Genomic DNA, 14,192 nt, shown 5'->3' with positions numbered 1-14,192 from the left:
CATATGCCCAGGCCGCGCGCCCCGGGGCGACCCGGTTCAGCGGCGGATGTGGCCGTCCCCGGTGACGATGTATTTCGTGCTGGTGAGCTCCGGCAGGCCCATCGGACCGCGCGCGTGCAGCTTCTGCGTGGAGATGCCGATCTCCGCCCCGAAGCCGAACTGGCCGCCGTCGGTGAAGCGGGTGGAGGCGTTGACCGCGACGGTCGTGGAGTCCACCAGCTGGGTGAAGCGGCGGGCCGCCTGCTGGGAGGTGGTGACGATGGCCTCGGTGTGCCCGGAGGTCCACAGCCGGATGTGCTCGACGGCCTTGTCCAGCGAGTCGACCACGGCGGCGGCGATGTCGTAGGAGAGGTACTCGGTGTCCCAGTCGTCGAGTGTGGCCTCGACCAGGGTCGCCTTGGTGTCCTTCGCGTAGGCCAGCACCCGCGGGTCGGCGTGCACGGTGACGCCGGCCTCGGCGAGGGCGTCCAGGGCCCGCGGCAGGAACTCGGGGGCGATGTCCTGGTGGACCAGGAGGGTCTCGGCGGCGTTGCAGACGCTGACCCGCGAGGCCTTGGAGTTGATCAGGATGTCGATCGCCATGTCGAGGTCGGCGTGGGCGTCGACGTAGACGTGGCAGTTGCCGGTGCCGGTCTCGATGACGGGGACGGTCGACTCCGTCACGACGGTCCGGATCAGCGAGGCGCCGCCGCGCGGGATCAGGACGTCGACCAGGCCACGGGCGCGCATCAGCTCCTGCACGCTCTCGCGGGACTGGCCGGGCACCAGCTGGACGGCGTCGGCGGGCAGCCCGGCACCGCCCACGGCGTCCCGCAGGACCCGCACGAGGGCGGTGTTCGACTCGTACGCGGAGGCGGAGCCGCGCAGCAGGACGGCGTTGCCGGACTTCAGGCACAGGGCGGCGGCGTCCACGGTGACGTTCGGGCGGGCCTCGTAGATGATGCCGACCACGCCGAGCGGGACCCGGACCTGGCGCAGGTCGATGCCGTTCGGGAGGGTCGAGCCGCGGACCACCTCGCCGACCGGGTCGGGCAGTGCCACGACGTCCCGGACATCGGAGGCGATGGCGCGCACCCGCTCCGGGGTGAGGGTCAGCCGGTCGATGACCGACTCGGCGGTACCGGCCTCGCGGGCCTTGGCGACGTCCTTCGCGTTGGCCTCGACGATCTCGCTCGTACGGACCTCCAGGGCGTCCGCGATGGCGAGCAGCGCGTCGTCCTTCTCGGCCCTCGGCAGCGGGGCGAGGTCGGCGGCGGCGGCCTTGGCCCGGTAGGCGGCCTGGACGACCGGGGTCATGGAGTCGTACGGCGAGAGCGAGGTCATAAGGGAAGGGTAGTGCGCCGGACGGGGACGAACACCGCGCATTCCACAGCGCGAGACGGGATCAAAGGGACACACACGGGGAGTCACCGAGGGACCCGCCCAAGATCACCGTGTTCAGTACGGATGCACCCCGACCGGCGACGCGGGAGCCGGCCCGTACCCCTCGGCGATGCGTTGGTGGTAGGTCTGGCGGTCGATGACCTCCAGGCCGACGATCTCCCACGGCGGCAGGCCCGCGGTCTGGCGGTGCTCGCCCCACAGGCGCAGGGCGACGGCGGCCGCGTCGTGCAGGTCGCGGGCCTCCTCCCAGTACCGGATCTCCGCGTGGTCGTTGGCGTAACGGCTGGTCAGCAGGAAGGGATGGTCGTGGGCGAGCTGTTCGAGGGCGCGCCGGACCTCCTTCAGCGGGGCCTCCTCGCCGGAGACGCTGAGGGTGACGTGCCACAGGCGCGGCAGGTCCTCGGGCTTCTTCTCGAACCGGTCGCCCGCGGCGACGCTCGTCAGGGCCCGCTCCTCACCGGCCGGCCTCGCCACGGCGTTGCCGGACCCGTCGCGGGAAGCCGCCGCCCCAGGGCGCACTCGTCTCACGACGGCCTCCTTCAAGCACAGATCGACCCCACGGGCCGGGCGGAATGTGTCCCTGGGACAAAGTTGAGCAGGCCGCAAGGGCTCGTGGGGCGGTTTTGCGGAACGTCCACCTCAGGGCGACGCCCTTGGCAGGGCGTTCACCCCGTTTTCGGGCACACCGCCCCCGAAAGGCACCGGGCGGCCCTCAGGGGTGCAGGATCACCAGGTCGTCCCGGTGGACGACCTCCCGCTCGTACGCCGCCCCCAGTTCCCGCGCCAGCTCCCGCGTCGAGCGGCCGATGAGCCGGGGCATCTCCTTGGCGTCGAAGTTCACGAGCCCGCGGGCCACCGCGCGCCCGGTGCCGTCCCGCAGTTCGACGGGGTCGCCCGCGACGAACTCGCCCTCGACGGAGGCGATGCCGGCCGGCAGCAGCGACGTACGGCGATCCACGACCGCCTTGACCGCCCCGTCGTCCAGGGTCAGCGACCCCTGCGGGGTGGACGCGTGCTGGAGCCACAGCAGCCGGTCGGCGGAGCGCTTGCCGGTCGGGTGGAAGTACGTGCCGGTGTCGCCGCCGGACAGCGCCTCGCCCGCGTGGATCGCGCTGGTCAGCACCACGGGGATGCCCGCGGCGGCCGCGATCCGGGCGGCCTCGACCTTGGTGACCATGCCGCCGGTGCCGACGCCCGCCTTGCCCGCGCTGCCGATCTCGACGTCCGCCAGGTCCTCGGGACCGCGCACCTCCGCTATCCGCGAGGTGCCCGGCCTGCTCGGGTCGCCGTCGTAGACACCGTCGATGTCGGAGAGCAGGACGAGCAGGTCGGCGTGGACCAGGTGGGCCACCAGGGCCGCGAGCCGGTCGTTGTCGCCGAAGCGGATCTCGTCCGTGGCGACGGTGTCGTTCTCGTTGACGATCGGGAAGGCACCCATCGCGAGGAGCTTGTCGAGGGTGCGGGAGGCGTTGCGGTGGTGGGCGCGGCGGCTCATGTCGTCGCTGGTCAGCAGCACCTGTCCGACCCGGACGCCGTAGCGGGCGAAGGAGGCGGTGTAGCGGGCGACGAGCAGGCCCTGGCCGACGCTGGCGGCGGCCTGCTGGCGGGCCAGGTCCCGCGGGCGGCGGCGCAGGCCCAGCGGGGCGAGTCCGGCGGCGATGGCGCCTGAGGAGACCAGGACGATCTCGCGCTCTCCCCCGCTGCGGCTCTTGGCGAGGACGTCGACGAGCGCGTCGACCCGGTCGGCGTCGAGGCCGCCGGAGGCGGTGGTCAGCGACGAGGAACCGACCTTGACGACGATCCTGCGGGCCTCGCCCACGGCCTGCCTTGCCCCTGCCACCTTGTGTCCTGTCCCCTCGCGCCACTGTGGGTACCTCGCCCGCAATGTACGCGAAGGGGACGCGGTGACGCGCGCCCGTCCAGTCCCCGGACCCGGAACGGGACGACGGCCTGGCCGCACCGTCCCGCGCTCATACCACCTCCCCGCCCCGCCCGCACACGTACACGCGCGTGTCGTCCGCAGCTCGACTCGCGTTAACCAAGGCGTCCGTCTCGCGACGACCCTGGAGTGACCCCCGTGCGAAAACCCCTGTCCCGCCTCCGCTCCGCGGTGCGGCTGCCGGGCCGGCAGACCACGACGAGAGTCCTCGTCGCCGGCGTCCTGGCAGCCGCCGTCGTCGCCCAGGCCGTCGCCGCCCTGCGTCCGCACGTCCCGCTGCTGCTCGCCGCGACCGCCGCGTCCCTGGCCGTGGAGGGCGTCCTGCACCGCTGGCAGCGCGGCATGGTCTCGCTGTTCGCCAAGTCGCACGCCGACATCACCGTGCGGTTCCTCCTGCGCGACCTGCTGCTGGTGCTCGGCCTGCTGCGGCTGACCCCGGAGGACGAGGAGACGGCGTACGCCGCCCTGGTGGCCGGTCTGCTCGCCTTCTACGCACTGCACTGCGCGGTCCAGGCGGCCTCCGTCCTGGTCCGCCGCACCCGCACCCTGCCGGTCGTCACCCGCAACATCGACGCCTCGGCGCTCCGCCTCACCCCGGCCCCGCCCGCCCTGCTGCGCCGCCCCGGCCCCCGCCTCCTGGTCCACGGCCTGCCCGCCACCACGGGCCTGCTGGTCACCGCGGCCACCGGTGAACCCCGGTGCGCGGCCTTCGGCATCGCGATGTCCCTCGGGCTCGCCCTGATGGGCCTGTACGACCTTCTCGTACGACTGCTGCCGAGCCGTCGGCCGGCGGGCGAGCAGGAGGTCCTGGACTGGTTCGACGCGTGGCTGGCCGAGTACCGGCCGACCGTCGGCCTGTACTTCTCCGGCGGGGTCTCCTCCGCCTACCAGGCGAACATGTGGCTGGAGCCGCTCGCCAAGGCCGGTGGGAAGCCGCTGATCGTCCTGCGCGAGCGGTTCATGATGCAGAAGATCGCCGCGACCGACGTCCCGGTCGTGTGCCTGCCGAAGGTCTCCACGCTGCTGCGCCTGGAGCAGTCCACGCTCCAGGTCCTGATCCACCCCTCCAACTCCGGCAAGACCTCGCAGGTGCTGCGCATCCCGACGATCAAGCACACCTTCGTCAACCACGGCGAGAGCGACAAGCTGTCGTCCTGCAACCCGTACGCGAAGGCCTACGACGAGGTGTGGGTGGCCGGTCCCGCGGCCCGTGAGCGGTACGCGGCGGCCGAGGTCGGCGTCGAGGACAAGGACGTGGTGGAGATCGGCCGCCCCCAGCTGGACGCCGTACGGCCGTACGCGGGCCCGCCCGCCGGTCCCGTGACCGTGCTGTACGCGCCCACCTGGGAGGGCTGGGACGGCAACCCCGGCAACACCTCGGTGGTCGAGGCGGGCGAGAACATCGTGCGGGCGCTGCTGGCGGACCCCGGGGTCCGGCTGCTGTACAAGCCGCATCCGCTGACCGGCTCGGTGGACGCGCGGGCGGGCGCGGCGGACCGGCGGATCCGTGAGCTGATCCGGGCCGCGAACCGGGAGCATGCGGGGCAGCGACCCGCTGACGACGGTGAACTGGCCCGCCGGACCCGGGAGCTGGACCGGCTCACCACCGCAGACTTCCGGGCCGCCGCGGACTCGGTCGAGCGGATGCTGCTCCAGTCCACGCCGGAGCCGGGCCGCGCGGCGGCGGTGACCCGGGCCACCGAGGCCTGGGAGCGGGCGTACTGGGCCTCTCTGCCCGCGGGGGAGCACCAGGTCGTCACCGACGCCCGGCCGACGCTGTACGCCTGCTTCAACCGGGCCGACCTGCTGATCAGCGATGTGTCGAGTGTGGTCAGCGACTTCCTGGCGAGCGGAAAGCCGTACGCGGTGGCGAACACCAGCGGGCTCGGTGAGGAGGCGTTCCGGGCCGCGTTCCCCACGGCGGGAGCGGCGACCGTGCTGACGCCGGACGCGGCGGGGGTGGCGGGGCTGCTGGATGCCGTACGGCACCCGGAGCGGGACGAACTCCGCTCGGCGCGGGCCGAGTTGAAGCGGCGGCTGCTCGGGCCTGACGAGCCGTCCGCGCAGGAACGGTTCGACAGGGCCGTACAGGCTCTCGCGGCGGCGGCTCGCAGGCGGGGCCTGCCGGGGCAGCGCCGGGAGCAGGAGACGGTGTCGGCCTCCGGAGAGCTCGCGCAGGAGACCGTGTCGGCCTCCGGGAGGCTCACGCTGCCGGGATGAGGACCCTGCGTGCCTTGCGGACCGCCCGCCGCAGCAGCTGGTCGACGCCGACCTCCCGGTAGCCCGACACCTCCCGGGCCTCCCGCGGCTCGGCCAGGTAGAGGGAGTCCGGCAGGCCCGTCGCGCGGTCCCGGAAGTGCGGGTACGCGAAGTACACCCGGCGGCCGCCCTTCTCCAGCACCGCCTCCGGCGTCTTCGTCGTCCTCATGAACTCCAGGACCTCCAGCAGGAGATCGGGGCGTTCCGACGCGACGAGCTGGAGGCGCAGGCGTTCGTGGACGCGGAGGCGGTGGGCCACCTCGCCGGTCCAGTGGGCGTCCATCAGCGGCTTGGCGAGGGCCAGCTTCTCCCGCCGTACCGCCTCGCTGTCCTTCAGGAACTTCGGGCCGAACTGCGGGAGCAGGGTGACGAGGAAGGGGCGCACCATCAGGGCGTCACGGTGCGCGCCCGCCGGGACCATGTCGGCGATCAGGTTCATCAGGGCGCGCGCGGAGTCGAAGCGCAGGGTGTGGCTGCCGGTCTTGGTGACGTGCTTGCCGTCCTCGCGGCCCACCAGGTAGTAGCAGGTGTGGTCGGCGATCACGGAGACGCCGTCGGCCCGCAGATAGGCCTCCATGGTGAACAGCGCGTCCTCGCCGGTCCACAGGGACTCGTCGAAGCGCATGCTGTGCCGTTCCAGGAAGGCGCGGCGGAACAGCTTCTGCGCGCTCAGCGTGAACTTGATGTTCGAGGAGAAGATGTCGGTGCGCTCCAGCGTCCGGCCCCACATCGAGGTCGGCGGCTTGCGGTTGACGCCCTCGACCCGGCCGAGGACGACGTCGGTGCCGTTGCGGTCGGCCGCCGCGACCATCCGCTCCAGCGCCTCGGGGCCGAGCCGGTCGTCGGCGTCCAGGAAGAACACGTACCGCCCGGTGGCCTTGCCCAGACCGACGTTGCGCGGGCCGCTGGGGCCGCCGGAGTTGTCCTGCCGGACCACCATGACGTCCAGGGACGTGCGGGCGGCGAACTCCTCCAGGTACTCCCCCGTGCCGTCCGTCGAGCCGTCGTCGACCGCGATGACCTCGATGCGGTCGTGGCCGAGGGTCTGCGCCTCCACGGAGTCCAGGCAGGCCACCAGGTAGGGCATGGCTTCGTACGCGCCGATGACCACGGTCACGTCAGGCTGGGCAAAGGTCATTTCTCCCCCAGTAGCGGTGGGTTTCGTCCGGCACCAGGAGATACGCAGAAGGGCCCGGTTTTCGGGAATCACCCCCGAAAACCGGGCCCTTTCTTTGCGAAGAGCAGGTCAGGCCTTGGTCGTGGCCTCCGCGGCCGAGGCCGCCGCCCGTGACTCCTGGCCGACGTTGCGCGCCTCGGCCTTGATCGCGAGGTTCGCCACCGCGGTGTTGAACTGCTCGATGGAGGTGGGCTCGTCGGGGCCGAGCAGGTACTGCCTGAGCTCCACCCGGTCCTCGGCCAGCGGGTCGCCCGCCGGGTCGCGGACCGCGTCCAGCAGCCCACCGAGTTCGGAGGCCTTGTTGGACAGGATCGTGGCGGCCCGCACCGCCGTGTTCTGCCGCTTGAACTCCTCCACGCCGAGCCCGGCGGAGTCCGTGACCGCGTACGGCTTGCCGCTCGCGATGAAGTCGGAGACCACGCTGGAGATGTCGGAGACCATCGCGTCGGAGACGTTGAAGCAGTCGTACAGCCGCGGCTCGGAACCGGTGATCACGCGGTGCTCCCACACCGGGAAGGAACGCCAGTAGGCGTCGTTCCACTCGCCGCGCAGCCGGGCGATCTCCTCGTACCTGGCCACGTCGACCACACCGTCACGGGTGGCCTCGGCCTCGTCGCCCTTCTCGGTGCCGCCGTTGCCGACGAGGGCCGTGAGCCGGGCCTCGATCCGGGCCAGCTCGGCCTTGGCCGCGGCCACCGCGGCCGTATCGGCCTGGAGCCGGGGGTCGGCGGCGCGCTCGGCGGCGGCCTTCTCGATCAGCGCGGTGACCTTCTCGTGCGCGGCACCCGCCTTGGCGAGGACCGTGCCGGTGAAGGGGTGGGGCTTGTAGAGGACCCGGACCGGCGGGTCGGCCTTGAGCAGCTTCTTCACGATGTTCTCGCCGGCCAGCATGAGCGAGGTGTTGCCCGGGTCGCCGTCCCAGCCCTCCCAGGTGGGCGCGTACAGCACGGTGGGCATACGACCGTCCGGAACGCCCTGCCAGTCCTGGATCGGCGCGAGCTGCGGGCGGCCCACCTCGACGATGTCCTCGTCGCGGACGCCGACGTCGGCGATGGCGTAGCGGTCCCGGCCGGCCCGGCCCGCGACCCACACCTCGTCGTACGCCTTGCTGAACGGGTTGACGCTCGCCAGCTTGTCGCTGTCGCCGTGGCCGATGAAGACGTGCTTCATGGTGGGCACGCGCAGCAGGTGGATGTTCTTGCCGACGTTGGCCGCGTACAGCGCGACCCGCACCGAGGACAGGTCCATGTTCATCAGGTGCACCCCTCCGGGCACGCAGATGACGGGGACCGTGGTGGGCGCGAGGTTCTGCAGGATGACGCGCTCGCGCAGCAGGATCAGCGGCTTGGAGTCCAGCTGCTCCATGGTCTCCAGCCACATGTTGACCTGGTAGGCGGAGTCCTTGGAGCCGGAGAAGTACAGCACGGTCTCCGGCTGGTAGTCGCGCAGCCACTCGTCGACCTTGGCGAGGACCTTGTCGGCGTTCGGCGGGACCTTCTTGCCCCGCACGTACGGCATCAGCGCGACGACGTACAGGGTGCCGAGCCCTATGGTCACGCCGATGCCGATGAAGCCGGGCGTCGCGGAGTCCAGCTGGGCGGCGACGAGTATGCCGACCACGGCCGCGAGGTCGAGGTGCAGCATCTTCTCGGCCGACCGGTTCAGCAGACCGAACCGCGGGGCGTCCGGGATGCGGATGCGGGAGGCCAGGTCGACGTTGCGGGTGGCGACCGGGAGCCGGCGGCGGTTGCGGATCAGGGTGACCAGCGCGCCGTGCGGGGCCTGGAGGCCGTAGAACGCGATGAAGCAGGCGGTGGCCCCGTAGAAGATCAGGTTGTTCGAGAGGTCGAGCCGGGCCAGCAGCAGGATCAGCAGGAGCTGTCTGATCAGGAAGCGGATCGACAGACCGGCGCGGACCTTGCTGAGGCGGTTGATCAGGTAACTGCCCTGGCGGTGCAGATAGTGGTCCGCAAGGTACGTGACGGCGGTCGCGGCCGCGAAGGCGGGGACGCTCGGGATGAGCGCGGCCACCATTATGGCGGGGAATCCCGCCAGCATGAGGACCGCCGCGGCCAGCTCGGCCGCACTGCCCACCCGGGCGACGCGAATAGCGGTGCTTATCACTGAAAACCTGCTCTGGGAGGGATGCCGGTTGTTTACGGATTCAGGCCCCTGCGAATGCACCATGAACGGGCAGCCACAGAGGCCTGAATTACGGGAGTCTATTTGCTTTGATTATGCCACGCCGTCCTGACGGTCCAGGACACTGGCGAGCGCCGCCTCGAAGCCGGACGCCTGGCCCGCGGAGGCCGTCGGGTCCTGCTGGCGGACGTCGATGACATGGCCGGTCAGCTCGGAGAGCAGCACGTCGAGCGAGGTGCGGGCGACCGCCTCGGAGGACAGCAGGCTGCCCGCGGGCTCCTGGCCGAAGGCCTTGGTGCGCATGGGGGTGGCGGTCCGCTCGGGGTTGATGCAGTTCACCCGGATGCCGTCACCCGCCCATTCGTCGGACAGCGCCTGCGTGAGGTTGACCATCGCGGCCTTGGTCGAGGAGTACAGGCTGTACTCGGCGCGGCCGCGGGTGTAGCTGCTGGAGGTGTACAGCAGCAGCTGGCCCTTGGTCTCCGCCAGGTACTTGTAGCTCGACCGCGCGATCTGCACCGGGGCCAGGTAGTTGACCTTCAGCGCCTCCTCGATGGTGGCGTTGTCGGTCTCCGCGAGCTTGCCGATGCGCAGCACGCCGGCGGTGTTGACGACGTAGTCGATGCGCCCGGTCTCGCCGTACGCCTTGGACAGCGCGTCGTCGACCTCCTCCGGGTTCTCGACGTGGGTGCCGGTGGTGGAGCGGCCCAGCGCGTACACCTTGGCGCCGTAGGACTCGGCGAGCTCGGCGATGTCCTTGCCGATGCCGTAGGAGCCGCCGAAGACGACGAAGGTCTTGCCGGTGAGGAGCTCGCGGTAGGCCTCGTCGCCGTTCTGCTCGGGGGCCGCGGTGGAGGCGAGCTGGAAGAGCTTGTCGGCGATGAAGACGTCGACGGGCTGGGTGACCTTCATGTTGTACTCGTCACCCGCGACGACGTGGATCGGCACGTCCGGCAGGTACTTGAGCACGACCGAACAGTCGTCCGTGGCCTGGAAGTTGGGGTCACCGGCGGCGACCTGGTAGGCCCGCTTGATGGTGGACAGCTTGAAGGCCTGCGGGGTCTGGCCGCGGCGCAGCCGGGAGCGGTCCGGGATCTCGGTGATGAACTCGCCGTCCTCGCCGTGGGTGCGCGTGACGATGATGGTGTCCGCGGACGGGATGGCCACGTCGACGGCCTGGTAGCGCTCCAGGGCGGCCACGCAGTCGTCGATCACGCGCCGCCCGAGCAGCGGACGGACCGCGTCGTGGAACAGGACGTTGAGGTCCTCGCCCTCGGCCAGGCCCTCGCCGAGGGCCTCGATGGCGCGCTCGGTGGTCTCGTTCCGGGTGGAGCCGCCCTCGATGATCTTCTTGACCTTGGTGAACCCGGCCTTGGCGACGATCTTCTCTATGTCGGGCACGTAGCCGGGCGCCATCAGGACGATGATGTCGTCGATGGAGTCGGCCTTCTCGAAGGTGGTCAGTGTGTGCTCGATGACTGCCTTGCCGGCGATCTTCAGCAGCTGCTTGGGGATCGAGAGACCCACGCGCTGACCGGTACCACCGGCCAGGATCACTGCGGTGGTACGGGGCTTGGCGATGTGCTGGGACACAGAAGACCTACCTCGGGGCGACAGGGAACGGGGAAATGGTCCCACTTGCGGTTACCGCAGTGCAAGGTGACCGCCGTTCACCGCATATGTACGCGCTACCTGTCATTCATCTTGCACTGCGGGTGACACAGGGATGTTGCCCGGGGCAGGCGTCCCCGGCACCGCGGAGAGGAGACCGGGATCACTTACGGCCCGCGTCCCCGGGCCCGTTTACCAGGGAATTCCTTGTGAAGATTCCGCAGCTTTTCGGTCTCGGTGCGAGCAAGAGAACAAAAGAGGAGCGTGGGTCCGCGACGGGACCACGCCCCCCTCACACACCGTCCTCACACCAGCCGGACTCCGGGCTCGCCGTCGTCCACTCGCAGCTGGGCGATCGTGCTCGGCGTCGCCTGCGGCCTTACCACCGTGTCCACGACTCTGACCTGCGCGTCGATGCCGAACCGGTCGATGTCGAAGAGGTGGTAGCCGCGGTGGGCGTCGATGAACTTCCAGTGCGGGTTGTCCGCCTTCAGCGGGTCCCACTGGGCGTGGAAGGCGGCCTGGTCCTGGTCGCCGTTGCTGGAGATCGAGGTGCCGACGAACTCGGCGCCCACGACGTCGGACGAGGGGTCGGCGTAGTCCGCCTTCAGGTCGCTGATCATCGTCAGGTGGCGGTCCCCGGAGAGCACGACCGGGTTGCGCACGTCCCGGAACTCCTCCAGGAGGGCGTTGCGCTCCACCTGGTAGCCGTCCCAGGCGTCGTAGTACCAGAGCTTGCCGTCGCCGGGCAGGATGTCGGTCTCGGCCATCATGATCTGCGAGGCGACGAGGTTCCAGCGGGCCGGCGAGTCGTTCAGCCCGTCCAGGAGCCACTGCTTCTGCTCGGCGCCGAGCATGGTGAGCGCCGGGTCCTGGGCGGCGGCCTGGCTGGTGACCTGGTCGCTGCGGAACTGCCGGGTGTCGAGGACGTTCAGCCGGACCAGGCGGCCGAACTCCAGGCGCCGGTACATCTGGATGTGCGGCCCGTTCGGGACCGCCTCCGCGCGTACCGGCATGTGCTCGTAGTACGCCTGGAAGGCCGCCGTCAGCCGGGCCACGAACGCGTCGTGCGGCTGCTTGTCGGGGTCCTGCGGGATCTCGCCCGCCCAGTCGTTGTCGACCTCGTGGTCGTCGAAGGTGACCACCCAGGGCACGTTCGCGTGCAGCTCGGCGAGGTCGGGGTCGGTGCGGTACTGGGCGTACCGGTTGCGGTACTGCGCGAGGGTGTACGGCTCCCCCGCGCCCTCGTGCCGGCGCGGACCGGACGAGGACGGCGCCGACTCGTAGATGTAGTCGCCGACGAACAGCACGACGTCGGGGTCCTGGTCCAGCATGTCGGCGTACGGCGTGAAGTAGCCGTTCTGCCAGTTCTGGCAGGAGGCGAGCGCCACGCGCAGGGTGCCCATGGTGGTGTACTCGGCGGGGGCGGTGCGGGTGCGGCCGGTGCGGGAGAGCTGGCCGTCGGCGCGGAAGCGGTACCAGTAGGTGCAGCCCGCGCGCAGGCCCCGTACGTCGACATGGACGCTGTGCCCGTACTCGGGCAGGGCCTGGGCGGTGCCCTGGACGACGGCCTTGGTGAAGTTCTCGTCCTCGGCGAGCTGCCAGTCCACGCTGACGGCTCTGTCGGGCATGCCTCCGCCGTTGAGCGGGTCGGGGGCGAGCCGGGTCCAGAGCACGATGCCGTCCGGCAGCGGGTCACCGGAGGCCACGCCGAGGCTGAACACACCGTCGGGCAGCGGGGTGTCCGCCGCCCGTGCGCTGGCCGGCAGCCACAACTGGGCGGAGGCGGCTGCGCCGAGCAGGGCGGCGGATGCGGTCAGAAAGCGGCGTCGGCCGGGTGATGCTGCTCCGTACATGGGCGAACTCCCTTGCGTCGCTTACCTCGTGGACACCCTGGAAGCTCACGCTTCGGGGTGATCCGGGCGTTGAACCAGGGTGTTCGCGTGCATGACAAATAGGTAGACAACAGAAGAGCCGTTGCGACTCGGGAATCACATGATGAACATGATTCCGGCGCAACGGCCTTCAGGACACCGCCGTCTGACGATCTTTTGGTTCTAGTTGGCGAAGCCCGAGCCCAGACGGGCCTTCGCCGCGGTGGTGCCGAGGAGCGTGTGGCCGAAGACGATCGTCCCGTTCGGCCCCAGGACGGTGGCCGGAACCGGCACTCCGCCGGGCGAGACGACGTGCTCCGCCCGGGAACGGAAGGACCACACGGACCCGGCGCTAGCGTTCTCGCCGGGCGCGCCGACCGAGACGTCGGCCAGTCCGTCGCCGTTCGCGTCACCCGCATGGACGGCTCCGCCGAAGGCGTCGCCCTTCTCGGAGGCCCCCGGCACCCCCGTACTGTCCTGCGTGACCACCTGGTGGGAACCGACTCCGGTCAGCCCGCCGGCCCCGCCGCTCAGCACGACGACCGAGCCCGCGTCCTTGATCGAGTTCGGGGCGGAGGCGGGGCCCAGGTCCTCGCCGGGCACACCCGTGACCACGTCGAGGTATCCGTCGCCGTTCACGTCCGCGAGCTGCACGTCGGTGCCGAAGCGGTCGCCCTTCTCGGCGGTGCCGGGCACCCCGGGGCTGTCCTGGTTGACGGCCTGCTCCGCCACTCCGTCAGGAGCGCCCGAGGTGCCGGGTATCCAGGTGACCCGGCCGCCCTTGGCCCGGTAGGCGTCGTAATCGCTCGCATAGCCGTCGACCGCCCGGCCCACCACGATGTCGGCGTAGCCGTCCCGGTTCACGTCCCCGACGGCGAGGTTCTCGCCGCCCTGGAGCGTGGCGCCGTCGATGTCCCAGACCAGGGTCCAGTCCGTGAGGCCGTCCTTGGTACCCCACCAGTACGCGGTCCGCCGGGAGTCGAAGTTCTCGCCGGTCTGGGCGGCGACGACGTCGGTGATCCCGTCGCCGTTGAGGTCGCCGACGTCGAGGTCGAGGACCGTGCTGGGGTACCGGTCCTTCACCACCTGGCGGTCGCCCCGGGCCGAGCCGGAGCGGGTGAAGGGGCCGCCGGTCGCCACCAGGCCGTAGTGGTCCACCGCGGTCAGCAGATCGGCCGCGCCGTCCCCGTCGACGTCCCCCACCGCGAGGTGTCCCTTGCTGCCGAGCCCGTCGTGGGCCCTGCCGGAGGCGAGGGAGGCGCCGCCGGACAGGCCGCGGGGGCCGCCCCACAGGACCTGCACCAGGCCGGACCCGCCGTTCTCGCCGCCCACGCCCACGACCAGGTCGGTGTATCCGTCCCGGTCCAGGTCGCCGGTGGTGAGCGCGCTGCCGAACCGGTCGCCGGCCTCGGAGCCGCCCGGGACACCGGCGGTGTTCTGGCTGAACACCCGTTTCGTCGAGGTCTTCAGGCCGCTCGGCGAGCCGTACAGCACACCGACGAACCCGGCCTTCGCCCGGCCGGCCACGGTCCCGTCGGGCGCCCCCACCGCGAGGTCGGCGTAGCCGTCCCCGTTGAAGTCGTCCCGCACCTCGTGCGGCGCGGCCCCCGCGACCGCGGGCAGAGCGACCACACCGCCGAGCGCCAGGGCCACGGCAAGCGCCGTACGCCACCCTCTTCGTTGAACGCGCATGCCGCATCCCTTCTGTGACGGTCGTACAGATGTGCCCGGTACGACTCACAGCAAGGGCGGTTGGTTGTCCTGCCGTGGGGCAGGACGTCGGCCGGCGTTCACCCGGGTGACGGGG

General features: G+C 71.0%; 9 protein-coding genes. 1 reads left to right on the top strand and 8 read right to left on the bottom strand.

Annotation, left to right across the window (positions count from 1 at the left end; all coding sequences use genetic code 11):
- Window positions 1–36 precede the first annotated feature (36 nt).
- The 3 genes from H295_RS0115280 to proB all read right to left on the bottom strand — a co-directional run bounded on the left by H295_RS0115280 (window position 37) and on the right by proB (window position 3,202).
- The gene (locus tag H295_RS0115280; RefSeq protein ID WP_020136203.1) at window positions 37–1,323 is read right to left on the bottom strand and encodes a glutamate-5-semialdehyde dehydrogenase; all 1,287 of its coding nucleotides are present in this window, start codon (window positions 1,321–1,323) and stop codon (window positions 37–39) included.
- Between the two features lie 114 nt (window positions 1,324–1,437).
- Complete coding sequence (locus tag H295_RS0115275) at window positions 1,438–1,911, bottom strand: hypothetical protein (protein ID WP_078616653.1); 474 nt, start codon at window positions 1,909–1,911, stop codon at window positions 1,438–1,440.
- Window positions 1,912–2,095: 184 nt separating this feature from the next.
- Entirely contained in the window at window positions 2,096–3,202 is a 1,107-nt protein-coding gene (gene proB / locus H295_RS0115270) for a glutamate 5-kinase (RefSeq protein ID WP_020136201.1), read from the bottom strand.
- A gap of 291 nt (window positions 3,203–3,493) precedes the next feature.
- Between proB and H295_RS0115265 the strand changes: the two genes are divergently transcribed.
- Window positions 3,494–5,542, top strand: coding sequence for a hypothetical protein (locus tag H295_RS0115265; protein ID WP_043217544.1), 2,049 nt, complete (start codon window positions 3,494–3,496; stop codon window positions 5,540–5,542).
- Here the strand turns inward: H295_RS0115265 and H295_RS0115260 are convergent.
- From H295_RS0115260 to H295_RS0115240, 5 genes are all read right to left on the bottom strand, one after another.
- On the bottom strand, window positions 5,526–6,719 hold the full coding sequence (locus H295_RS0115260) for a glycosyltransferase family 2 protein (protein ID WP_028809380.1): 1,194 nt from the start codon (window positions 6,717–6,719) through the stop codon (window positions 5,526–5,528). The two genes, H295_RS0115265 and H295_RS0115260, sit on opposite strands and share 17 nt — an antisense overlap.
- A 108-nt stretch (window positions 6,720–6,827) precedes the next feature.
- Window positions 6,828–8,882 (bottom strand): hypothetical protein, encoded by a 2,055-nt coding sequence (locus H295_RS0115255; RefSeq protein ID WP_028809379.1) that lies wholly within the window; start codon window positions 8,880–8,882, stop codon window positions 6,828–6,830.
- A gap of 111 nt (window positions 8,883–8,993) precedes the next feature.
- A complete protein-coding gene (locus tag H295_RS0115250; RefSeq protein ID WP_020136197.1) occupies window positions 8,994–10,493 on the bottom strand; it encodes a bifunctional cytidylyltransferase/SDR family oxidoreductase in 1,500 nt (499 codons plus the stop codon).
- A 323-nt stretch (window positions 10,494–10,816) separates the two neighbouring features.
- The gene (locus H295_RS0115245) at window positions 10,817–12,367 is read right to left on the bottom strand and encodes an alkaline phosphatase D family protein (protein ID WP_020136196.1); all 1,551 of its coding nucleotides are present in this window, start codon (window positions 12,365–12,367) and stop codon (window positions 10,817–10,819) included.
- A gap of 201 nt (window positions 12,368–12,568) precedes the next feature.
- Window positions 12,569–14,077 (bottom strand): FG-GAP and VCBS repeat-containing protein, encoded by a 1,509-nt coding sequence (locus H295_RS0115240; protein WP_028809378.1) that lies wholly within the window; start codon window positions 14,075–14,077, stop codon window positions 12,569–12,571.
- Window positions 14,078–14,192: the final 115 nt, after the last annotated feature.

The organism is Streptomyces sp. 351MFTsu5.1 (assembly GCF_000383655.1).
GTDB classification, from domain to species: Bacteria; Actinomycetota; Actinomycetes; order Streptomycetales; family Streptomycetaceae; genus Streptomyces; species Streptomyces griseorubiginosus.
Note: the sequence above shows the minus strand (reverse complement) of the source record. Positions and strands in the feature narration are given on the sequence as shown.